Consider the following 22,967-nt stretch of genomic DNA (forward strand, 5'->3'; position numbering starts at 1 on the left):
CAATGACGATTAAAAATCTTACTCCCTCTCTCGCTGTATCCTAAATGAAATACAAAATTATATTCTGTTTCTTTAATTCCTATAACTTCCCTACAAACTTACGATGACGAACCTTGTCAAGCTGTTTTTTGTTTCTCCTTACTATTCTTAACGATCAGCATCATTCCATTCTCAATTTCCAGAAAACCATATTCATAGCTAAAGTAATAGGTTTGCCCTTTATTCGTATTTAATATATGAGTGTGGTAATCAATAGAAAACCCTTCCGATAATAATTTCACTTTATTCACCTTTACCATTTTTTCTTCCCCCAGGTAGGTTTCCAAAATCCTCCTGTTCCTTTTCAATTTTCGGTTTATTTTTCGGAGTACATCCTCATCGTTACTGTTTTTCCGGTTATTGAACACATTACGGCAATTATCATCACAGAACTTTTTATCCGACCTTCCTCTAATGATCCGATGACATTCTGAACAGGTTTTCTCTTCCATATGGGTTTGTATAAGCTAATTAAACGATTTTAAACATTTATATCCAGCTATAATTAATTGATATCCGAGTGTTGCTGGCCATACGATGCAACTTTGAACTGTGTAATCAAGCCTTCTGGCAGTTAATATATAAAAACAAGTTAAAGTTATGATTATGAGTTCATTAAAAAATTCAGTACAATTATTAGGTAGATTAGGAAGAGATGCGCAGGTAAAGGTTAGTCAAAACGGGGTCCAATATTGCCATATCAGTTTTGTGACCAATTTAACCTACCTGGATAAAGATAAAAATGAGGTTTCCACCGTGCAATGGCACTCGTTGAGTATCTGGGGGAGCCTGACCAGGGTCTTGGAGAAAAAAGGGCAGAAGGGAAGCCTTTGGATTGTCCAAGGCAAGCTGGTCAATAACACCTACCTCGATAGAAATGGTATGGAGCAACGGAAAACCGAAGTTCGGGTAGACCGATTATTGTTCCTATCCAGCCCCAATGAAACCAACCTGCCTATAACAGAGGCCATGGCTGCGTCGGCAAAATCATAATAGACAAAATCATATTATAATATAATTCATTAGATAATATAATTCATAAGATAATATAAATCATAGAATAGCTTTTAAAGCACAAAAAAGGTGGGCCATTTCCGAATGGCCCACCTTTTTCATTTAACTGTTACAGTTACTTTTCTACTATAGTCATAGCAATTATTCTGGTAAATTCCAGCCGGCAATCTTTGCTACCGTTTTAGGAATATCGATATTATCCATTTTATTCTTGAACTGCTCCGCACCTACACCGATAGCAAATACCGGAATATAAGCCGCAGAATGGCTTCCAGATGCCCAACTCAACGAAGATGCTTTGTTCAACGCGTTTACCGCTAAAGAAGCAATCTTATCATTGGATGCATATAAGCTTTTTTGCGTTTCGTTCTGGTGGTTCACAAAACTTTTCTCGTAAGCTGCAAAGATTTCTTTTTCGTCTTTCTCTGCTACTTTAACATCTTTCCAAAGTCCAGTATGTTCTGTTAGGAAAGCTTTCACCTGATCCCAAGATGCTGATGCATTCTTAGTACGGAAGTCGTTGATCAATGTAGACATCACTTCCTGAGAGATCTTTTGGTTAGCAATGGTTTTCAAACGTAAGGTAGAACTTCCATTACCCAAAGCCAATCCTCCAGTTTCATGATCCGCTGTAACCACGATCAATGTTTCTTCTGGGTGTTTTTGGTAAAATTCGTAAGCCTTTGCTACCGCCGAATTGAAATCCAAAACCTCCTGAATCGTTGCGGCACCATCATTAGCATGACAAGCCCAATCGATCTTTCCACCTTCAACCATTAAGAAGAAACCGTTCTTTCCTTTGCTCAAGGATTCGATAGCTGCAGATGTGATTTCCGCCAACTTAAGATCACCAGGCTTTTGGTCGATCGCATACTTTAAGGATACATTATTTGCACCTTTATTGTTCATTAAAATGATCTTATCAGAAGAAGCTTTTGCCTGGTTGTATTCGGCAATACCATTCACCAATTTATAACCTGCTTTTTCCAATTGTGGCAACAAGGAAGGAACTTCCTCTTTTTTGGCATTGGTAGTTGGTTTTAGGAAACCTGAACCGCCAAAGAAATCAAATTTAGATTTGATGATATCCAAACCGATCTCATGATACATGTCGCGATCCGGTTGGTTTGCATAAAAAGAAGCCGGAGTAGCATGGTCGATACTCACGCTAGAAGTAATACCCACTTTCATACCTTTTTCTTTGGCAAGGTAAGCAATGCTTTTATAAGGTTTCACACCGGCACTATCCATACCGATCACTCCATTTTTAGTTTTATGGCCAACCGCCAAAGCCGTACCACCAGCTCCTGAATCCGTAACCCCATGCGATAGGGAATGGGATGTCGCGAAAGCAACATGAGGAAACTTACTGAAAACCAAAGGTAGGGTACCATTCTTATTCTGTTGAGCAGCTAAAAATGCTTCCGCTACATTTACTTGGCTAAGACCCATTCCGTCTCCAATCAAGAAAAAGATATACTTCGGTTGCTTTTGGGCATTGGCTATACCCGTGAAAAGAATTAATGCTAAAAATAAATTAAATAGTCTTTTATTCATGTCGTATTTCGAATATGTATAATATGTTTACAAAAATAGGGTTCAGAAGTTAAGTTAATATTAATTTAATAATGAAATCCCATGCAAACAAATTGTTACATGGTTTGTTACTGCATTATCACTAATCGTATTTATTATGGAAAACCGATTGCTAAATGCAGCCCGCTCTCTTTTTGATGGAGATACCATCAATGGATTAGCTCAACGCGAAGGGTTGACTTCAGAACAAGTAAATAAAGGATTGGATGCTTCGCTTCCAGCTTTATTTTTGGGCCTACAACAGCAACCAGAAGGTGCTTTGCAGGGAATTTTAGACAAATTTAAAGGAATGTTCACCGGAACAAATGAACCCGGGCAGGACATCAATGTTCCTATAGACCGCCCAGATTCCGGATTTGGAAATGAGACCCAAGGATTGATCGGCCAATTATTTGGCGGAAAACTAGACCTCGTTCTAGAGAAATTATCAGGGTTTTTGGGGATGAACGGAGGTTCGGTCATGAACTTATTAAAAGCTGCAGTACCATCTGTTATTTCAGCCTTGACCATGAACGGGGTGAATTGGAATGCTAGCCGTATTTCCAGCGACCTAAACGAAAACAAAGCCGGATTTTTGAGTGCATTACCAGCTGGCCTTTCCTTAGGCCTATTCGGAGATGGAATTTCCCGTACGGAGCCAATCGTAGATCCTGTAAAAGATGTATTGGTAGAAGAACCAGTAGTGCCTGTAAGAGAACGCGTTGAACCAGTTACGCCGGTAAGAAACATCAATGAACCGGTGGTGGTAGAAGAAGAACGTAAGCGCGGGGGTGGTCTTTGGTGGCTTCTGATTCCATTATTGTTATTGGCACTATGGTTCCTGTTTGGTAAAAACTTCCGCAATGATGACAAAGCGGCGACCACTGATACCACGGTTGTTGTTAATCCTGTGGAGCCAGATACCATCACAACAACGGTTCCAGCTCGTGAATCGATCATGGTTACCCTTCCTGATGGAAGTACGTTGAACGCTTACAAAGGCGGAATCGAAGATCAGTTGGTTCAGTTCTTGACCGCTGGTTACAGCACCATGTCGGATGATGACCTGAAAAACCGTTGGTTCGATTTTGATAACCTTAATTTCGAAACCGGTACATCGACCATCGTTCCGGAAAGCCAAGATCAGGTAAATAACATTGCTGCCATCTTGAAAGCATTCCCCGATACCAAAATCAAAATCGGTGGATATACCGACAAGACTGGTGATGAAGATCTTAACAAGAAATTATCTAATGATCGTGCCGTTGCAGTGAAAAATGCATTGGATGCGAAAGGGGTAGGAGCTCAAGTTATTGAGACCGAAGGTTATGGTTCTGAATTTGCGAAGTATGATGCTTCAGCACCAGAGTCTGACCGTATCCTAGACAGAAGAGTTTCTGTGAGTGTTCGTAAGTAATTTTGCTCAACATTAATTAAGCAAGAGAACGCTTATATACAACCATACCGTTCTATGCTTGCATAGAACAAAACGGGGATAGTAAAGATTATCTAATCTTTTTACTATCCCTATTTTTATTTAATTATTTTTGGGACATGCTAACAACGACCCAGAAAAACATGATTCAGGATGATTTTGAAAAATTCATCAAGCATTTAGGTGCCGAAAGAAGGGGATTGGATTTTCAATTGTTTGGCGAATATGCCGGATCCATATTGAACTTCTATGTGGGGAGTTCTTTGCTCAGCCTAGCTGAAAAGCCTGAGGCGGCCCTTCAGCTAAGTAAGCTATTCAATGCGGGCATGAAGAACATCATTTCCGCTACAGACCTGCAAGAAATAGCCGAGGCGATCTCACAGGATACTACCTTAAATTATTCCGTTATTCAGCCAGTATTTGGCTAGTTTGATCCACAAGATCTTCTTGATTGGTCCAAACGAGGTTCTGGATCTGGTAGCCATAAGCTAGGGCATAATCCAAATAGATTTTCTTTCTATCTTCCGAAAGCTCCTTGCTGCGGGATAAAATCCACATATAATCCAGATTTTCGCCAAAGATCAATACATCCTCGTAATTTGGATTTAATTGAACGATGTTATACCCGGAATAGAACGGTCCGAAAAAGGAAACCTTTAATGCACCTTCCGTCTCACTGTCAATAAATTTCGCTTTTCCTGTCCTTTGCTTTAATTCTCCGGTACGCATATCTATACCTTGATTAAGTACCTTGATACTGCCATCTTCATTGAATTCATAGGTCGCACTTACATTCCTTAAGTTCTTTTCATGCTTGAAATCCAATCGGGCAATTTCATACCATAAACCTAAATATTTGTTGATATCGAAATTGCGAACAACTTCCACGTTAGAGCGGATGGGTTTCAGGTAGTTGTATAGCACAGACCCTAATGCAACGGCAGATAATGCGATAAGTGATTTTTTCTTGTTCATTGTAATTTTTTAATAATAAACAACCTAAAGTGGATAAAAGTTTAGGGAGATTCCTAGCTTTGCCTAAAATTAACGATTTGTACTCAAGAGAAGAAGCGAAGAAGATAAAAGAAAACTTTTGGACCAGTTTCGGCCAATATATGTCCGTGGTTCCTAATGTAGATGGGGAGAAGGTCACTTGGGTAAACTATAAAACCGGTATCAAACACCTGTTTTTCAGGATGGACGCCGATAATAAACACGCGACAATTGCTATTGAAATCGCTAATCCTGACGAAGGCATCAGGGCATTGATTTGGGAGCAGTTCAAGGAATATGAACAAATGCTTTTAGAGGAACTCCAAGAAGAATGGATCTGGGATTTTGATTATTACGATGAGTACGGAAAAGCAAAGTCCAGGATATTCATTGATATAAGGGGTGTTAGTGTTTTCAAACAGGAAGATTGGCCACAGCTGATTTCCTTTTTCAAACCAAGGATCATGGCATTGGATAGTTTTTGGTCTTCCGCGCAGTATGGTTTTGAACTCTTTAAATAATATCAATAAATAATAACAGTATATATGAAACTAGTAGGTAGAATTCTAGTGTTTTTTATGATCCTGACAAGCAGCCAGGATGTGATGGCTTGGGGAATGACCGGGCACCGGGTGATTGCAGAGATTGCCGAAAAACACCTCAACCGCAAAGCTAAGCGAAACATAGAGAAATTGATTGGTCACCAAAAACTGGCCTATTGGTCCAATTGGGCAGACTTCATCAAATCATCTCCGGATACCCTGATCAATCGTACCGGATCTTGGCATTTTTTGAATACAGCCGGAAACCTGACCTACGAGCAGTTTTTAGTTGCCTTGCAGAATTCACCAGAAGAGAACCTGTACAAAGCCTACAACCGGGTCAGAAAACAGGTGGTCAATAAGGAGTTGACCTTGGAACAAAGGCAGCAAGCTTTTTATTTTTTGGTGCATCTCTTGGGCGATGCGCACCAGCCGATGCATGTCAGTCGGGCGGAAGATTTAGGTGGAAATCGGATCTCCATTACCTTTTTTGGTCGTGAGGGCAATATTCATCGCGTTTGGGACAGCGACCTTGTTGACAATGAAAAATGGTCCTATACCGAGTTTGCTCGGGTATTGGACTATGAGAAATATTTCTATAAGCAATACACCAATTCCACATTGGAGGAATGGCTATATGAATCGCATAAGCTTGCGAATATCATCTATGATGATGTAGCAAAAAACAACAAACTTTCCTATGACTATATCTTTAAGTTCAAGAGTCCAATGGAAGAGTGTTTATTGAAAGCTGGCTTGCGTTTGGCCAAGGAACTGAACAGTATCTTTGGTTAAAAGCGTAACAAACCTTAAAGAAAAATGCCCTGAGGAGTTAATCCTTCAGGGCATTTTTTATTTCAACATTTCATTCATGCTCTAGAACACATGGGAATCATTCATCTGCTTGGTCAATGTAATATTCTTCTTATTGAACGTAATGCTTTTTTCAGTTTTATCAACTACATACGGACTGCTTTTTAACTTTCTGAAAGAGATCTGTGAAATCAAAAAGCCAAGTTCCTCTTCCCAGTGGGAGACCCTGTTCAATATAAACTGTTCAAATATTTTTCCGGCTATTTTCTCCTGGAGTTTTTCTTCGTTTATGATTTCATTCTTTTTGATCTGGCAATAAACCATATCACCCTTTTCAAAACAGTCGAACTTGTTTCCTCGGGTGATTTTTACAGCTGTTTTTTTATCAAAAAGTTCCATGTGCATGAATTCCAGGGCGATACCACTTTTTTCATTCGCTGGGAACCTGAAAGATTGCTGCCGGATATAGGTTTTAACCTCTTCCATGGAGATCAGGGGATGTGCATAGATTGTTGGTAAGGCAGGGTTCTTCAGATCCAGGATGATCCCTTCCTCCGTTGAACTGACCAATTCATAGCCTTTACCGTCGATTTCTAAATACATAGCGCAAATTAACCATTTTGGGTTAGAATTCTTATGTTTGTAATAAGAACGTTCTTCGTTCTATTACTATAAAACAAAAGGTTTAATTATGAAACAATATGTATTTATGGCGGCTTTGATGGCCAGCACAGGATTCTCCTATGCACAGCAACATCAAGCGATCAATCCGTCGTACATGGACAAAACTGTCCGCCCACAAGATGATCTGTACAATTACGTAAATGGTAATTGGATGAAAACGGTTCAGATCCCTTCCGATAAAGCGCGTTGGGGTTCTTTCGACGAGCTTAGAGAAAATACGGATAAGGCGTCTTTAAAGATCCTAAAGGAATCTCTGGACCAGAAGTTCGAGAAAGGTTCGGATGGACAGAAAATCGCTGACCTTTACCGTTCCTATGTGGATTTCGAAACCAGAAATAAATTAGGATACGAGCCAATCCGCCAACAATTAGCGGATATCGATAAGGTGAACAACCTGAACGACCTGTATAATTACTTCGTGAAATATGGTGCTACCGGCGGAAACCCATTCTTTGGGGCATATGTTTATGCGCACATGAAAAACAGTAAAATGAATGCTGTTTATCTTGGTGGTGGAGGTTTAGGCCTTGGGCGTAACTATTACCAAAAGGTAGATGAGAAAAACACCGAAACGTTGGGTAACTATAATCAATACATCAATACCCTATACAACAAGATCGACCCAAGAACTAGAGATCTGAAAGGTCCTAAAGTAATCGAGTTCGAAAAGTTGATCGCTGCTAACCTAAAAACGGTAGAAGAATCCAGAGATGCACAGAAACGATATAACCCAGTTGCGGTGAAGGATCTAGGCAAAATGGTGAAGAACATCGATGTAGCGAAATATGTGAAAACCTTAGGTTTCCAAGCTGACACGGTGATCATTGGCGAAATTAAATATTACCAGAATCTGGATAAGATCGTCAATCAGGAAAACCTACCGGTGATCAAGGAATATCTGAAATTCCATGTAATGGATGATGCTACAGGCTACCTGACCAAAGAACTGGATGAACTTTCCTTTAATTTCTATGGTCGTACCTTAAAAGGTCAGCAAGAACAACGTGCCTTGGATATGCGCGGATTGGAGTTTGTGAATGGTACAGTGGGTGAGCTTTTGGGAAAAATCTATGTGAAGGATAATTTCCCGGCAGAAGCGAAACAGGCCTGTGAGGAATTGGTTCAATACCTGATCAAATCATTTGATCTACATATCAAGAACTTGGCTTGGATGTCGCCAACTACGAAAGAAAAAGCATTGGAGAAATTGTCAAAATTCAATGTGAAGATCGGTTACCCGGACAAGTGGAAAGATTATTCTTCTTTAACGATCGGTACTTCGTTGGTAGAGAATGTAAATAATGCGAAATTATGGTCATTTAAGGAGAACTTGGCGAAACAAGGAAAGCCAGTGGATAAGTCGGAGTGGGGTATGACACCTCAAACGGTAAATGCGTACTACAATCCAATGTTCAACGAGATTGTATTCCCGGCAGCTATCCTTCAGCCGCCTTTCTATGATTACAAAGCAGATCCTGCAGTAAACTTTGGCGGAATTGGTGCCGTAATAGGTCACGAATTATCCCATGGTTTTGATGATTCAGGTTCGCAATATGATGGTAATGGAAACCTGAGCAACTGGTGGACCAATGAAGACCGTGCTAAATTTGAAAAAGCAGCAGATGCCTTGGTTGCACAGTTCGAGTCTTATGAACCGGTACCAGGTGTATTTGTAAATGGTAGATTTACCTTGGGCGAGAATATCGGTGACCTTGGTGGATCATCGGTTGCTTTTGATGCTATGCAAGCTTACCTAAAAGATAAAGGGAACCCAGGTCTGATCGATGGTTATACCCAAGATCAGCGTTTCTTCCTTTCATGGGCAACCATCTGGAGAGCGAAAACCACGGATGAATTTGTGGTGAACCAAGTGAAAACAGATCCACATTCGCCAGCGCAATACCGTGCGATTGGACCAACCATCAACTTGGACGCATTCCATAAGGCATTTGGAACCAAAGAAGGCGATAAGCTTTATGTTCCTAAAGATAAAAGGATTGTTATTTGGTAATCAGACCAAATGAATATAAAAACAAAAGGTCCTGATCTCACATCAGAACCTTTTGATTATACAGGAGCTGCCTCAGGGCGGCTCTTTGTATTAATGAGTTGTTGTATCATCTACAGGCCCATCTGGAGCATTCTCCATAACAGATTTAATACCGTTTGAGCGACCTGCTTCACTTTCGTACATTTCACTTGTACCGATGATCTGACCATTTCCAGCTTTCAGATTGAAATAGAACTTACCGTTCTTCGCTGTCAATTTGTCGAACTTACTTTCATCTGCAGCATTCTTCTTTACTGATGCAATGCCATTTTCACAAGCTGCTTTGGTGGTGTAGCCTTCGCTACTTAAAATAACCTGGCCGTTGGAAGCCTTTAGGTTGAATTGAAATTCTCCGTTTTTCCTAGTAGAGATTACAAACTTTCCCATAATCGATTTTGTTGTTTATAACCTAATTTACTAAATTTCAATAAATAGTAGATAGGCTTAAAAAACTTTTTTCTTAAGCAAGGAGCTTTCCATCTACATAATACCATATTCCTTGCAGTTTTTTGAAATTGGATTTCTCGTGATGCTCCTGCAAAACCATATTCCTATCCAAATAAATGGCTTTGAATTCAACTGTTGATGGGGTGGTTTTCAGGATGTTAAGTTCCTGCCAATTAGATTCGCGACTCCATTGTTCAATTTCTTTTTTGTTCTGAAACCTTCGGGTCTGGGGATGGAAAGTTTCATAGATAAAATCTATCTTTTGTAACACAAATGCTGTATACCGAGCACGCATCAATTGCTCGCATGTTTCGGCATTCTTAAGATTCGAGTGCACCAATTCACAACATTGCCCATAAGGTAGGGCAGACCCACAAAAACAATTTTCGCTCATCATCAGCGAAGATAAAAAGGAAATTTTGCTATCGAAAATTTGTATATAAAGAATGTTACAAACTATTAATGAATTTTCACCGTTATTCACATAAACAATAATACCCTAAATGACAACATTGAAAAATGAGTTAGTTGGCACTTGGTCACTACTTTCCTATATAGAAGTCCCATTGAATGGTCTCGATTCCACTTTTCCCATGGGCAAAAATCCGAAAGGATCCCTAATTTATGGTCCAGATGGACATATGTCTGTCCAGATTTCCAGTTCCGAACGAGGTCTGTTCAGTTCCAATGATCGTTTCATTGTGAACGAAGAGGAATTGCTTTCCTGCGTAAAAGGTTTTATTGCTTTTGCCGGATCCTATCAGATTGATAATAATACAGCGACGGTTACCTATGCTATTCAGACTTCTTCCTTCCCCAATTGGGAAGGACAATTGCAGGTGCGAAAAATAGATTTCGAAGGCGATATCCTTTATCTGAAATCAGTTGAACCTATTTTGTCCGGAGGGAGTTATGTGAACAGTTACATGACCTGGCAGCGATTGGAGAAAATGGAATTACAGTCCCGTAGGGAGAGATTTGTGGAATACAATGCCTTAAAACGCGAAAAAACAGCTTTTGAAGACTAATATAATCTATTTGTAAAAAGCAGATTTTTCACGACATTTTTTACCCCTTTATGTATAGGAGATTTTTTCAAAAATCCGTACCTTTGCAGCATCAATTCAAGCTATGAGTGACGCTATAAAACACGAGTGCGGGATCGCATTTATCCGACTGTTAAAACCCCTATCTTATTATCAAGAAAAATATGGTACGCCCTACTACGGGATCAACAAGTTGTACCTGCTTATGGAAAAGCAGCACAACCGTGGTCAGGATGGGGCAGGGATCGCGACGATTAAATTCGACGTGCCTCCCGGCAACCGTTATATTTCCAGATACCGAGCGATGGGTTCATCTGCAGTAGCTGAGATCTTTGAATATGTTCAGAAGAAATTTGCAGCTGTACAAAAGGCTTATCCAGAGGAGTCGAAAGACACTCAATGGTTAAAAGAGAACGTAAGTTTTACGGGCGAGGTTTTACTTGGTCACTTACGTTATGGAACCCATGGTAAAAACAGCATCGAAAGCTGTCACCCATTCCTTCGTCAGAACAACTGGATGTCCAGAAACTTGGTAGTTGCTGGTAACTTCAATATGACCAATGTTGATGAGCTTTTACAACAGCTTTACGACCTGGGCCAGCATCCAAAGGAACAAGCCGATACCGTTACGGTATTGGAAAAAATCGGACACTTCCTGGACGAAGAAAACCAACAATTGTTCGATAAGTTCAAAAAAGATGGCCTGTCGAACATTGAGATTTCTGCGCAGATTGCCAAAAACATTGATGTTTCCAATATATTGACCCGTTCAGCCAAAACCTGGGATGGTGGTTATACCATTGCTGGGATCTTTGGACATGGGGATGCATTCGTGATGCGTGACCCAGCGGGGATCCGTCCGGCATTCTATTACCAGGACGATGAAGTTCTTGTGGTAGCATCGGAAAGACCGGTGATTCAAACAGCCTTCAATATTCCATTGAATGCGGTGAAAGAGATCAAACCAGGTCATGCCTTGATCGCGAAAAAAGATGGAACGGTTTCAGAAGAAATGTTCCGTGAGCCCGTTGAACAGAAATCCTGTTCTTTCGAGCGTATCTATTTCTCGAGAGGTTCGGATGCGGATATCTATCAGGAACGTAAATCCTTAGGACGTTTGCTTTGTCCGCAGGTGTTGAAGTCCATCGACAACGATATCAAGAATACGGTATTCTCTTTCATTCCAAATACGGCTGAAGTGTCTTATTATGGGATGATGGATGGTATCAATGCCTATGTGAGAAATTGCCAAAAGGATATCCTTTTAAATAGAGACGATAAGATCACCGACGAGGAAATGGAAGAGGTATTGAGCATGAAACCACGCTTCGAGAAATTGAACGTGAAAGATGCTAAATTACGTACGTTCATCACGCAAGATGCAGATCGCCAGGATATGGTTCAACATGTCTATGATACCACATATGGTATCGTTCGTGACCATGAAGATACCATTGTTGCCATCGATGACTCCATCGTACGGGGAACGACCTTAAAACAAAGTATTTTAACCATCTTGGATCGTTTGCATCCTAAGAAGATCGTAATCGTTTCTTCAGCCCCTCAGATCCGTTACCCGGACTGTTATGGTATTGATATGTCCCGCATGGGTGAGTTTGTTGCTTTTGAAGCTGCGATCTCCCTATTGCGTAAAAAAGGATTGGCACATATTATTGAGGAGGTTTACCAGAAATGTCTGGCATCGACGACGCTTCCAAGAGAAAAGGTGCAGAATTATGTGAAAGCGATCTATGAACCATTCACCGATGAGGAGATATCTCAAGAGATTGCTAGGATTATTAAACCACATAGCCTAAAAGCAGAGGTTGAAGTGATCTTCCAAACATTGGAGAATTTACATGAAGCATGTCCGAACCATAAAGGGGATTGGTACTTCTCCGGTAATTATCCGACTCCAGGAGGAAATAAGGTGGTGAACAAAGCCTTTATGAACTGGATGGAAGGAAAGAATGTAAGGGCTTATTTTAGTAGTTAGGTATTGTTTAGTATCAAGTAGATAGTATTTAGTAGTTAGACACTACAAGCGCTTAAACAGGCTGAATCATGATAAATGGTTCAGCCTTTTTTTGTTTGTAATGTTTTTTTTGCCTCACCGCGTCATTGCGAGATGTCCTCCACGTCATTGCAAGATGTCCTCCGCGTCATTGCGAGGAGTTCTACACGTCATTGCGAGGAGTTCTACACGTCATTGCGAGGAGTTCTACACGTCATTGCGAGGAGGCACGACGAAGCAAACTTTGAACACTGTCATCCTGAGCATCGTCGAAGGATCTGTACGCTGATAAACGAACAGATGGTTCGACTACGCTCACCATGACATATCGAAAGATTGCTTCGTTCCTCGCAATGACGTGGGTGTCGCAATGACGTGGGTGTCGCAATGACGTGGGAAGTTCAAGACATAGGAAGAGCCCCTATGAACCGATATTGTCAGTAGGCTGCAAGTAGTATGTAAGTGCCTAAAGTCACTTACAACTCACTTACAGGGCACTTACATGGCGCTTGCACCTCGAAGCAGGTAATGATAAAATATGTATTGTCCTATTATAACAATAAAGCTTTTAAAACAGCAGAGGCTGTATCGGTATATTGATACAGCCTCTGCTATGATATTTTATTGTTATGTTCTTAATCTTAGTTCAGAACGCCTTTACCTTTATCCAATTCTGCGTCGTGTTGTGTCGCAATCATAGTATTGGTAGGTTGGTTCAATTTCGGCGCTTTGATGATTTTTGTACTGGCCAAGTATTCTTTGTTCTGCGAATAGATGAACAATAAGCTGCCGTCTTTGATGGTGTTGATGATCGGTTTGTTCAATTCTCTTGGTAGGGCAGGGCAGCCATAGCTTCTTCCTAACCTTCCAGTGGATTTGATGACGTCTGTGCTGCAGTAATCTGCACCGTGGATAACGATCGCACGTGGTCTAGCCTGATCATTGATTCCTCTTTCCAAACCGTTCAAGCGTAAGGAAAATCCGTTTCCGCCGTTGTAGGTTTCCTGTGTTTCATAGAATCCTAAGGAGCTTTGGAAAGATCCATGTTTGTTGGAGAAAGAAGTAGCGTATTTTTCGCCACTGTTTCTTCCGTGGGATACGATGTTATGGAATAATAATTTTTTCGCTTTCAGATCGATCACATACATCCGCTTTTCGGTAGATGGTAAGGTGAAGTCGATCACGGTAATGATGTCTTTGTTCTTTGCTCGGAGTTGGTTGTATCCTTGCATGGCCTGCTCGAAAGCTTCCCATTTTAAAATCGATGAAAGTTTCATTTCATCATAAAGTCCTCTGATAGGGTCTTTGCTAACCTCAGTAGTTTTAACAATTTCTGATGTCGATTCCTGAATAATGTTGGAATGGTTTTGGTTTACGTTGAATCCTGAAGTTGCGATTGCCCACAGGGATAATAGCAATAATTTGTTCATAAGCACTTTTCCTAATCTTCGGGTACAAAATTAGGAAAAAATTGACAATCAAAATGTTAAATAGTATTAATCAATCACCACCACCAAGGATTGGAAGGGCTTAAAATTGTCGTACACATACTTGGCATGAGAGGACGCATTCCGCACACACATATGCGATCGTGGCGTGGTTCCCAAGGACCAACTATACTCAATGATTTTTCCTTTCGGATTATTGACCGGAACACCGTGAATATAGCCTCCATTCGTGAATCGGGACGCATATGGGGCATATCCCTCGATCGATTTCGTGCCGTCTTTGAAGTAGAACATCTTGGCTTTTTGCTCCTGAACGAAGAAGATTCCTAGCGGAGTTTCCATCGCATGAGGAGGCTTATGACGGCCCGAAGTTGCCGGGTTCATCGACCTGATTTTCCATTCATTTTCACCCGTTCTTTCCAGCACACAAATATTTTGGTTTGTAACATCTACCACCGCAACATGGGCAATTTTCACCGAATCTCCCTTCGATTTGACATATCTTTTCGGCACATACCAAGTACCTTCAAAGGATAAACCGGTCACTTTAACCATGTCCAAGGTATCACTGCTTTCAATGGCCACTAAGGAACCATCGCGCCCATATCTACTCGGTTTCTTACTGTTTTCTGATTGATATAAAGGAGCAGATTGGTACTTTTCATTCCCCAAGGTGTCGGAAACCCGTTTATAGGCGTTCCTTACAAAATTCTCTACAACCGCAGCTTCGCCATTCCGGTTTTTATAATTGTCCAGGACACCATAGACATGAGGCATCCTCATGAAATTCTCGATATGGGCTAGTTTTTCTTTTATCTTATCAAACTGAAATATCCGGGTAGTATCCTCATAAGGATAAACATCTTCCAAAGTATATTTTTCAAACTGGATGTCCTTGTCCAGTTTGATGTCCGCAGCTGTACGAGGCTTTTCTCTTTCAGCCTTTTCAGCTGCTTCTTTAGCTTCCTTTACTTTTTCTAGGGAATCTTTTCTCCGAAGTTCCGCAGCACTGCTGTTTTTAGATGAATTTTTACAGGCAGCTGTTGCTATAATAACAAAAAGAAAGATAAAGAAAATCGTATTTCTCATTCGAATAGTTTGGTAATGTTTAGTGTTTTTGTCAATTTTAGTAAAAATATCAAAACTTTTGATACTAAAACTGTTTCTTAAGCTTTAGAGCCTAAAAATCATTCCAAGTTTGCGGATTTCGAAAAATTTAGCTTTTTTTTGTAGTTATGGAGCCAAATGGATTTATAAAGATTGCTGTTGCCATCATCATCAATAAAAAGAATGAGCTGCTAACGGTGCGTAAATTCGGATCGACCTATTATCAACTTCCTGGTGGAAAGATCGAGAGCAATGAACGACCAGTGGATACCCTGATCCGCGAATTGGAAGAGGAGATAGGTCTAAGCCTTAGAGAGGAGCAGTGTTCCTTTTTGACCGTGCATGAAGCCCAAGCGGTGAATGAAAAAGGAAAGACGGTAAGGGGGTTTGTATTCCGATGCCAATTAGCTGATTCGGATAAAGTGTGGCTTGCGCAAGCAGAAATTGAAGAGGTCAGGTGGGTGAAACCGGAGGAGAGCTCAACAGTTAACCTCGCCAATCTCCTCAAGCAGATCGCCCTACCTATCTGGATTTCTTAATACAGTCCGGAAACCTAAAAGGAGAATTAAATAATGTTAATTAACAAAAGTTAACATATTGATATACAAATTGTTAATCTAAGTTAAAAATATTAATATCTACGAGTGGTAACCTATTTTTGATGTATTCTATTACATGTTTAACGCATTAAATAATCATCAAAATGAAAAAATTTACATTAATTTTTGTTTTTGGCGCTGTTTGTTTAACAAGCCATCTTAAAGCTCAAACCTTAGATCTTCCCGAAAAGCATCGATTAGGTCTGGGACCAATTGCTGGATATGACTTCAAATTAAAGGGGCCATCCTATGGAGCGGGGTTGATGTATGAGTATAAACCTTTCCGATCAGTAGGTTTTACTGCAGGCCTAAGTTATGAACAGACCAGAAAAGAACTGACCGGTTCGGATTTTTCCAGTGATGATGAAGGCCTGCTCAAACACCATCTGTACTCGGCCAGTTTAGGCGCAAGGTATTATGTGGGTTCCTTTTATTTAGGAGGTGCGTTGGGCTACGCTTACGAGTATGGTGAATCCCAAATGGATAATGGCACAATCATTAAAGGAGGAAGTATCAATAGCCTGTATAGCTCCTTGGGAGTCGGCTATCAAGCGCCCTTGAGAAATGGCGACTTATTAGAAATGGAACTGGGTTCATTTGGAACCAAAAACTCCATGAAATTAGGGGGAACCGTAAAATATAAGTTCCTGAAATAGTCTATATAAAAAGGGTTGGTCCAATTGGAACCAACCCTTTTCTATTCACATTTATCTCTATTTGCTATTAAAAGTGGAAAGTAACACCTACAGATGGAGCGAATGAATCAGCATTTAAGCCGTATTTATTCACTGTTGTAGAGGTATTTGTAGCATCCACTTCACTTTTTTCAGAGTTGAAGTAAAGACCTTTTACTTTAAAATCGATACCGATGTTGCTAGTTGGGAAATAAGCGATACCTGGAGCCAATTCTACACCATAGCTTGATGTATTTCCAATTTTAGTACCATCTATTTCATGATTACCCCATGCCATAGGAACTGATAATTGTCCGAAGAATTTAACAGGACCTTGGTTAGCGGAGTACATTCTACCAAAAGGTGCTAAAGTGAAGGCATTGTTTGTGTTTTTTACACCAGCTTCAGTTTCAGTTTCTGACCAGCTGTAACCAATACCAGTACCTACCGCGATATTATCTGCTACGAAATAACCCACTTGTGGAGCAATTCCAAACTTGTTATCTTTTGCATCGTTATCTTTAATGCTTGTTCCTTCGTAATTAACTGTACCACCTAATAAGAATTTTCCTTTTTCAGTTTGTGCGTTTGCTGCTAATGATAATGCTGAAACAGCTGTTAAAGTAAGTAATAATTTTTTCATGATTATTTATTTTAATATTTGACTTAATTGTCATGTACGGTCAATTATTCAATACCTGTGCCAAAGTGATAGGATGTATGTTTCTGCCATTGTCATTAAATTTTTATGATTTTGTAAGCGATTGATTGATAGCGCAAAAAGAAAAAGTCTCTCCAAGGAGAGCCAGATTTCGTGACAATAGGACTACAATAGCTTTAAAGCATGATTTTATGCCAAAACTGACAAACACCTTAAAAAGGTCAGTTTGTCAGTGCACATTTGTCTGCTTTTATTTATATAGGTAAATTTTACTTTTCCAAGTTCAGCGCATTCAATCGTAAAGAATTTAAAATTACGGAAACCGAACTCAAACTCATGGCGGCTGCTGCGATCATTGGCGACATCAGCAAACCTGTTGCGGCGTATAATACACCCGCTGCAATAGGAATTCCAATTACATTATATAAGAAAGCAAATAAAAGGTTCTGTTTGATGTTGCTCAACATAGCCTTACTCAATCGATAGGCTTTATGCACGCCTGTAAGATCGCCTTTCACCAAGGTGATTTCAGAACTTTGGATAGCAACATCCGTTCCTGTTCCCATGGCAATGCCGATATCGGCTTGGGTCAAGGCAGGGGCATCGTTGATTCCATCGCCCACCATAATGACCTTTTTACCTTCCGCCTGCAGTTTCTTTATGCCCTTCAATTTATCTTCAGGCAATAGGCCTGCTTGTACATGCTTTATACCGGCTTCTTTAGCCACGATTTCTGCGGTATTTTTATTATCCCCGGTGAACATATAAACTTCAATGCCCTCTTCCTGAAACTTCTTCAAGGTTTCGACACTGCTCTCCTTTAGTGCATCGAAGGCAGCAACAATACCGGCAAACTGCTTGTCAATCGCTAATACCGATACCGAGTTACCTTTTTTCTGTAATTCTTCGATCTGCGCTTCTTGCTCTGCGCTAAGCGATACATGCTGTTCCTTCATCAATCGAGGTGTACCCAACAGGGCCGAAAGGTGGTGGATTTTTCCAGAAACTCCTTTTCCGGCAATGTTTTCAAATTGGACCACATCCAATACCTGTAATCCTTTTTCATTGGCTTTATCAAGCATGGCCTGTGCAAGGGGATGGGTACTGTTTTTATTTACGGATGCTGCAATCTGAAGGATATCGTCTTCCTTGAACTTTGGATTTCCAGATATCACTTCCGAAACAGAAGGTTTACCTTTTGTGATCGTACCGGTCTTATCGACGATCAGCACATCTGCTTTTTCCAGTTTTTCCAATGCTTCGGAATTCTTGATCAGAATTCCTGATTTCGCACCTTTTCCGATCCCCACCATGACAGACATTGGAGTTGCCAAACCCAGTGCACATGGACAGGCTACGATCAGAACAGCCAGCATATTGGAGAATGCCATGGCTGTACTGTTCGGAATGTCCATAAAATTCCAGACCAAGAAGGTAAGGATCGCAATAACGATCACCGTTGGTACAAATATTTTAGAGATCCTATCCGTTAACTTTTGGATGGGTGGTTGACTTCTACTGGCGTCATTCACCAATTGGATGATCTGGGATAACAAGGTTTCGCTACCCACCCGATTGGCTTTCATCAATATTTCATGGTTACCATTAATGGTACCTGCTATTACTTGGTCTTCGGCATTCTTTTCTACCGGGATAGGCTCACCGGTGATCATGGATTCATCGATGGAAGTAGAACCTTCAGTTACCAAGCCATCTACCGGTATCTTATCACCCGCACGTACGCGAAGCACATCACCCACTTTCACATCATGAATGGAAACCTTTCTTTCTTTTCCATTTTCTACCAGAATAGCTTCTGCAGGGCTCAATTTGATCAATTCCTTGATGGCTGAATTTGTCCGGGAATGGGCTTTAGCTTCCATGACCTGGCCGAGAAGGACTAAAGTCAGGATAACGGCTACCGATTCAAAATAGAGATGCACCTCGCCATGATGGCCTTTCAGTTCTGCTGGGAAAATCTGCGGAAAGAAAAATGCCAATAGACTGAAGATAAAGGCAGCGGCAGCACCCAGTCCGATTAAGCTGAACATATTCAGGTTCCAGGTTTTAAAGGAAGTCCATGCACGTTCAAAAAACATCCAACAGGTATAGAATACGACTGGAAGCGTCAGGATCAATTGGATCCAGGCATTGATATGATAGGGGATGATCTTGCTGATGGGTTGTCCAGGAAGCATGTCGCCCATGGAAAGGATGAAAATCGGAACGGTACAAGCTACACTGATCCAGAATTTCGTTAATAGACTTTTATAATGTTCGTCGTCGGCCTCCGATACTTGGTTTGCCACCAGGTCCATCCCACAGATGGGGCAATTGCCCGGATGGTCCTGCACTATCTCTGGGTGCATGGGACAAGTATATTCCACCTTAAGGGTTATTTCTGGAATCTTTTCCAGGTTCATCCCGCAGACCGGACAGGAGCCAAATTTATCATAGACCTTGTCGCCTTCGCACATCATCGGACAATAATATTTCCCCGCATTACTTGCAGTCGTTTTCGGTTTTTCGCTGGTTGCTTGATGGGATGGGGCATTAAAGTCCACCTTTTCGATAGGGCGTAAATGCATATTACAAACAGGACAACGCCCTGGTTCCGTATAGATCTTATCTTTTCCTTCACAGAACATCGGACAGATATATTGCCCACTTTCGGACAATTCCGGCTCTTTGTGCTGATGCGCTCCATGATGCTGATGGGCATGTGCATCCGAATGTATCTGGTAGGCGCCGCCTAGTTCATCTAATTTTTCCTGGAGCGCGTTTTCATCCAGCTCCTCCTCCGAATGGATTTTTGCTTCCCCTTTCGAAAGATTTACTTCGGCATGTACTCCCTCCAATTCATTGAGTTTTTTCTCCACGTTTGTCCTGCAACCATTACAGGTCATGCCTGACACTTTATATGTTTTTTCCTTGTTCATGGTTTATCCCTGTTAATATAGTAACAAAGGTCGCTAGAAAGGGGTTTGAAATTGTTACACAATTTCCAGTTAAAGTTATATTATTATTGGATTAGGCTCATTATTTTAGTATTTCAGAAAAAACCTAAACATTATGACGCTTTCCAGAAGAGATTTTATCCAAAAGTCCGTTTTGTTGATACCTGCTTTACAGTTATCTTCCCTTTATGCCAAGAATTTGGGTTACGCAGGGAAAATAAGAGTTGCTGCAATCGGCATCAAAGGGATGGGTTGGTCTAATCTGAATTCCTTGTTGAAACATCCGGATGTCGTTTGTACAGCCATTTGTGATATCGATGATCAGGTCATCAGTGACCGATTGGCCCAGTTGAAAAAGCTTGGTCAGAACCCCAAAGTCTATAAAAAACACGAGGACCTGTTGAAGGATAAGGAGGTGGATGCGGTGATGATAGGTACACCAGATCATTGGCATTGCTTACAGATGATTGACGCGGTGAAGGCGGGTAAAGATGTATATGTCGAAAAGCCTATTGGGAATTCCATTGTGGAATGCAATACCATGCTGGCTGCCAGGGATAAATACCAGCGGATTGTGCAGGTAGGCCAGTGGCAGCGATCGCAGCAGCATTTCCGGGACGCCATAGACTTTGTGCATTCCGGTAAATTGGGAAAGATCAGGTTGGTGAAGGCTTGGGCTTATCTTGGCTGGAAGCAGCGTGTTCCTGCGATGGCAGACAGCGAGGTGCCTCAAGGGGTTGATTACCAACGCTGGATCGGTCCTGCAAAATCAAGACCCTTTAATGCCAATAGGTTCCATTATAATTTTAGGTGGTATTGGGATTATGCCGGCGGCCTGATGACCGACTGGGGGGTGCATCTATTGGATTATGCCCTGATTGGAATGAAAGTCTCCGATCCAAAATCCATCATGGCGGCGGGAGGTAAATTTGCCTATCCCGATGATGCAGGAGAAACTCCTGATACCTTGACTACTGTTTATGAGTTCGACGGATTTAACCTCCTGTGGGAACATGCTGCAAGTATTTCCGGAGGACCATATAACAGGGAACATGGTATTGCCTTTATCGGTAATAATGGTACGTTAGTGGTCGATCGGAATGGCTGGGAGGTGATTCCGGAAGGAAAGAAAATGGAGCCTGTACCTTTGCAGAAGAAAGTGGATAATGGATTGGATCTGCATACCTATAATTTCATTGAAGCGGTGAAGGCCAAGAATCCAAGCTTATTAAATGCACCCTTGGAAATCGGGAGCCATATTGCCAAATTATCCCAAATGGGAAATATTGCCTACCGGACCGGTAAGAAAATCTATTGGAACAAAGAGCGACAGCAATTTAAAGAAGCGGAAGCGAATAGACTGCTTGCAGCTCCATACCATAATGGCTATAAGCTCCCAAAGATCTAAAAGATAGCCGAAGCCATTAGATCATGGGGAAGAGGGAAGACTTTTGCGCGATGGTGTAGTTATCCTTTATGGATTGAAAGAATCGTTTATTAAGTGGGTTTTCCTCCAATAGAAAGGGAATATACAAGGGGTTGTTCTGGACGATGAGTTCATAATAACCAAACAACACCTTATTATTTTTTTGGATAGCTTTCACAGATCGTATGCCTTGAATATCCCTTAGAAGGTTGAAGCGGATCTGATTGCCGCTTGTCCATTCCACTAATACATCACTATTTTGCGGGTTGAACCAGATCTCCTGTTCTTTGGCATACTTGAGGTGGTTGTTCAGGATCAGGATCTGCCCGATCAGGTATAAGCTGATCGGAAGCATCAACAATAGGATTTTGACCTTCATCGCCAAAAATAACGTAATGGCCAAAAGGATTACACCAATACCCACACTATATAAACAGCTTTTTATGACTTTATTGATCAATTGCTCATTGCTGTCTACCAATACATAACCTTGTTTGGCCTGTCTTTTTATGGCCATGGATTTCCCAGCCTTTATGATTTTATTGGAGATAAAATATAAAAGGATTCCCAACAGGGCGATGATCAATAAGAACTTTTGCATGGATTAATACTGTTCAGACTCGTTCGGGTAATCGCCAGCCTTCACATCAGCCACATAAGCTTTCGCCGCATTCCCGATCTGCTCTGCCAGGTTCACATATTGTCTTAAGAACTTAGGTTTGAATTCCTGGGTAATGCCCAACATGTCGTTTACGACCAATACCTGTCCGTCACAACCGTTACCCGCACCAATACCAATTGTTGGGATATCGAGCATTTTGGAAACCTCTGTAGCTAATTCGGCAGGGATTTTTTCCAAGACGATGGCAAAACAACCGGCTTCCTGAAGCGCAAGGGCATCCGATTTCAGTCGTGCAGCTTCTGCTTCTTCTTTTGCCCGAACACCAAAATCTCCGAATTTATAGATGGATTGCGGTGTTAAGCCCAAGTGTCCACATACCGGAATCCCCGATTGAACGATCTTTTTGATGTTATCGATGATTTCCTCGCCACCTTCCATCTTCAGGGCATGGACTCCAGATTCCTTCATCATACGGACCGCTGCTTTATAGGCATCATCCGTAGCACCCTGGTATTCGCCGAAAGGCATATCTGCGATGACCATTGCGCGGGAAGCCCCTCTAGCAACGGCAGCAGCATGATAGATCATATTATCCAAAGTAATGGGTAGGGTCGTTTCAAATCCTGCAAAAACATTGGCTGCCGAATCGCCAACCAATAATACTTCCACACCGGCCTGATCCAAGATCTTGGCCGTAGAATAATCGTAGGAGGTCAACATACTGATTTTCTCTCCCCGGTGTTTCATATCGCGCAAGGCGGATGTGGTAACTCTCTTGATTACTTTATTAACTGACATATGCTCTATCGTTTCCTGCAAAA

At 41.2% G+C, this 22,967-nt stretch carries 23 protein-coding genes; 11 read left to right on the forward strand and 12 right to left on the reverse strand.

Going from position 1 to position 22,967, the window contains the following annotated elements; genetic code table 11:
• Positions 1-116 precede the first annotated feature (116 nt).
• On the reverse strand, positions 117-491 hold the full coding sequence (locus VJ786_RS11920) for a hypothetical protein (protein WP_134776879.1): 375 nt from the start codon (positions 489-491) through the stop codon (positions 117-119).
• A 154-nt stretch (positions 492-645) separates the two neighbouring features.
• On the opposite strand from VJ786_RS11920, the gene VJ786_RS11925 reads away from it, so the two are divergent.
• Positions 646-1,032, forward strand: coding sequence for a single-stranded DNA-binding protein (locus VJ786_RS11925; RefSeq protein WP_167554251.1), 387 nt, complete (start codon positions 646-648; stop codon positions 1,030-1,032).
• A gap of 162 nt (positions 1,033-1,194) precedes the next feature.
• On the opposite strand, the gene VJ786_RS11930 is transcribed toward VJ786_RS11925, so the two are convergent.
• Positions 1,195-2,610, reverse strand: a complete 1,416-nt coding sequence (locus VJ786_RS11930) for an alkaline phosphatase (RefSeq protein WP_134776877.1) — start codon at positions 2,608-2,610, stop codon at positions 1,195-1,197.
• A gap of 136 nt (positions 2,611-2,746) precedes the next feature.
• Between VJ786_RS11930 and VJ786_RS11935 the strand changes: the two genes are divergently transcribed.
• Positions 2,747-4,045 carry an OmpA family protein gene (locus VJ786_RS11935; RefSeq protein ID WP_134776876.1) on the forward strand — a complete coding sequence of 433 codons (1,299 nt, stop codon included), beginning with the start codon at positions 2,747-2,749 and terminating at the stop codon, positions 4,043-4,045.
• Between the two features lie 137 nt (positions 4,046-4,182).
• Positions 4,183-4,491, forward strand: coding sequence for a hypothetical protein (locus tag VJ786_RS11940; protein ID WP_099367333.1), 309 nt, complete (start codon positions 4,183-4,185; stop codon positions 4,489-4,491).
• Here VJ786_RS11940 and VJ786_RS11945 read toward each other — a convergent pair.
• Positions 4,469-5,038, reverse strand: coding sequence for a lipocalin family protein (locus VJ786_RS11945; RefSeq protein ID WP_099367332.1), 570 nt, complete (start codon positions 5,036-5,038; stop codon positions 4,469-4,471). The two genes, VJ786_RS11940 and VJ786_RS11945, sit on opposite strands and share 23 nt — an antisense overlap.
• Before the next feature lie 29 nt (positions 5,039-5,067).
• On the opposite strand from VJ786_RS11945, the gene VJ786_RS11950 reads away from it, so the two are divergent.
• Both VJ786_RS11950 and VJ786_RS11955 read left to right on the forward strand, forming a co-directional pair.
• A complete protein-coding gene (locus VJ786_RS11950) occupies positions 5,068-5,577 on the forward strand; it encodes a DUF4268 domain-containing protein (RefSeq protein ID WP_336557789.1) in 510 nt (169 codons plus the stop codon).
• Between the two features lie 24 nt (positions 5,578-5,601).
• Positions 5,602-6,393, forward strand: a complete 792-nt coding sequence (locus VJ786_RS11955) for a S1/P1 nuclease (RefSeq protein ID WP_209023115.1) — start codon at positions 5,602-5,604, stop codon at positions 6,391-6,393.
• An 81-nt stretch (positions 6,394-6,474) separates the two neighbouring features.
• On the opposite strand, the gene VJ786_RS11960 is transcribed toward VJ786_RS11955, so the two are convergent.
• Positions 6,475-7,014, reverse strand: coding sequence for a hypothetical protein (locus tag VJ786_RS11960; RefSeq protein ID WP_336557790.1), 540 nt, complete (start codon positions 7,012-7,014; stop codon positions 6,475-6,477).
• A gap of 88 nt (positions 7,015-7,102) precedes the next feature.
• Here VJ786_RS11960 and VJ786_RS11965 point away from each other — a divergent pair, with 88 nt between their 5' ends.
• Positions 7,103-9,106 carry a M13 family metallopeptidase gene (locus VJ786_RS11965; RefSeq protein WP_134776874.1) on the forward strand — a complete coding sequence of 668 codons (2,004 nt, stop codon included), beginning with the start codon at positions 7,103-7,105 and terminating at the stop codon, positions 9,104-9,106.
• Between the two features lie 90 nt (positions 9,107-9,196).
• Here VJ786_RS11965 and VJ786_RS11970 read toward each other — a convergent pair whose 3' ends face one another.
• Together VJ786_RS11970 and VJ786_RS11975 are read right to left on the reverse strand one after the other, a co-directional pair.
• On the reverse strand, positions 9,197-9,532 hold the full coding sequence (locus tag VJ786_RS11970; protein WP_099367328.1) for a YegP family protein: 336 nt from the start codon (positions 9,530-9,532) through the stop codon (positions 9,197-9,199).
• 73 nt (positions 9,533-9,605) lie between these two features.
• The gene (locus tag VJ786_RS11975) at positions 9,606-9,989 is read right to left on the reverse strand and encodes a YchJ family protein (protein WP_245153303.1); all 384 of its coding nucleotides are present in this window, start codon (positions 9,987-9,989) and stop codon (positions 9,606-9,608) included.
• A 106-nt stretch (positions 9,990-10,095) separates the two neighbouring features.
• On the opposite strand from VJ786_RS11975, the gene VJ786_RS11980 reads away from it, so the two are divergent.
• On the forward strand, positions 10,096-10,620 hold the full coding sequence (locus VJ786_RS11980; protein WP_134776873.1) for a lipocalin-like domain-containing protein: 525 nt from the start codon (positions 10,096-10,098) through the stop codon (positions 10,618-10,620).
• 103 nt (positions 10,621-10,723) lie between these two features.
• Positions 10,724-12,634 carry an amidophosphoribosyltransferase gene (locus VJ786_RS11985; protein ID WP_134776872.1) on the forward strand — a complete coding sequence of 637 codons (1,911 nt, stop codon included), beginning with the start codon at positions 10,724-10,726 and terminating at the stop codon, positions 12,632-12,634.
• Positions 12,635-13,293: 659 nt separating this feature from the next.
• Here VJ786_RS11985 and VJ786_RS11990 read toward each other — a convergent pair.
• Positions 13,294-14,082, reverse strand: a complete 789-nt coding sequence (locus VJ786_RS11990; protein WP_167554250.1) for a murein L,D-transpeptidase catalytic domain family protein — start codon at positions 14,080-14,082, stop codon at positions 13,294-13,296.
• 66 nt (positions 14,083-14,148) lie between these two features.
• Complete coding sequence (locus tag VJ786_RS11995; protein ID WP_134776871.1) at positions 14,149-15,189, reverse strand: L,D-transpeptidase; 1,041 nt, start codon at positions 15,187-15,189, stop codon at positions 14,149-14,151.
• A gap of 146 nt (positions 15,190-15,335) precedes the next feature.
• On the opposite strand from VJ786_RS11995, the gene VJ786_RS12000 reads away from it, so the two are divergent.
• Together VJ786_RS12000 and VJ786_RS12005 are read left to right on the forward strand one after the other, a co-directional pair.
• Entirely contained in the window at positions 15,336-15,746 is a 411-nt protein-coding gene (locus VJ786_RS12000) for an NUDIX hydrolase (RefSeq protein ID WP_099366627.1), read from the forward strand.
• Positions 15,747-15,910: 164 nt separating this feature from the next.
• Entirely contained in the window at positions 15,911-16,462 is a 552-nt protein-coding gene (locus VJ786_RS12005) for a porin family protein (RefSeq protein WP_134776870.1), read from the forward strand.
• 67 nt (positions 16,463-16,529) lie between these two features.
• Here VJ786_RS12005 and VJ786_RS12010 read toward each other — a convergent pair whose 3' ends face one another.
• Both VJ786_RS12010 and VJ786_RS12015 read right to left on the reverse strand, forming a co-directional pair.
• Complete coding sequence (locus tag VJ786_RS12010; RefSeq protein WP_134776869.1) at positions 16,530-17,123, reverse strand: outer membrane beta-barrel protein; 594 nt, start codon at positions 17,121-17,123, stop codon at positions 16,530-16,532.
• A gap of 287 nt (positions 17,124-17,410) precedes the next feature.
• Positions 17,411-20,080 carry a heavy metal translocating P-type ATPase gene (locus VJ786_RS12015; protein WP_134776868.1) on the reverse strand — a complete coding sequence of 890 codons (2,670 nt, stop codon included), beginning with the start codon at positions 20,078-20,080 and terminating at the stop codon, positions 17,411-17,413.
• A 133-nt stretch (positions 20,081-20,213) separates the two neighbouring features.
• Here VJ786_RS12015 and VJ786_RS12020 point away from each other — a divergent pair, with 133 nt between their 5' ends.
• Positions 20,214-21,506: a Gfo/Idh/MocA family protein gene (locus VJ786_RS12020; protein WP_134776867.1), complete on the forward strand. Its 1,293-nt coding sequence runs from the start codon at positions 20,214-20,216 to the stop codon at positions 21,504-21,506.
• Between the two features lie 16 nt (positions 21,507-21,522).
• Here the strand turns inward: VJ786_RS12020 and VJ786_RS12025 are convergent, their stop codons facing one another.
• Both VJ786_RS12025 and panB read right to left on the reverse strand, forming a co-directional pair.
• Positions 21,523-22,125 (reverse strand): PH domain-containing protein, encoded by a 603-nt coding sequence (locus tag VJ786_RS12025; protein WP_134776866.1) that lies wholly within the window; start codon positions 22,123-22,125, stop codon positions 21,523-21,525.
• A gap of 3 nt (positions 22,126-22,128) precedes the next feature.
• Positions 22,129-22,944, reverse strand: coding sequence for a 3-methyl-2-oxobutanoate hydroxymethyltransferase (panB, locus tag VJ786_RS12030; RefSeq protein ID WP_134776865.1), 816 nt, complete (start codon positions 22,942-22,944; stop codon positions 22,129-22,131).
• Between the last annotated feature and the right edge of the window lie 23 nt (positions 22,945-22,967).

Origin of the sequence: Sphingobacterium tenebrionis, from assembly GCF_037126265.1 — a bacterium.
In the GTDB taxonomy this organism is placed as follows: domain Bacteria; phylum Bacteroidota; class Bacteroidia; order Sphingobacteriales; family Sphingobacteriaceae; genus Sphingobacterium; species Sphingobacterium tenebrionis.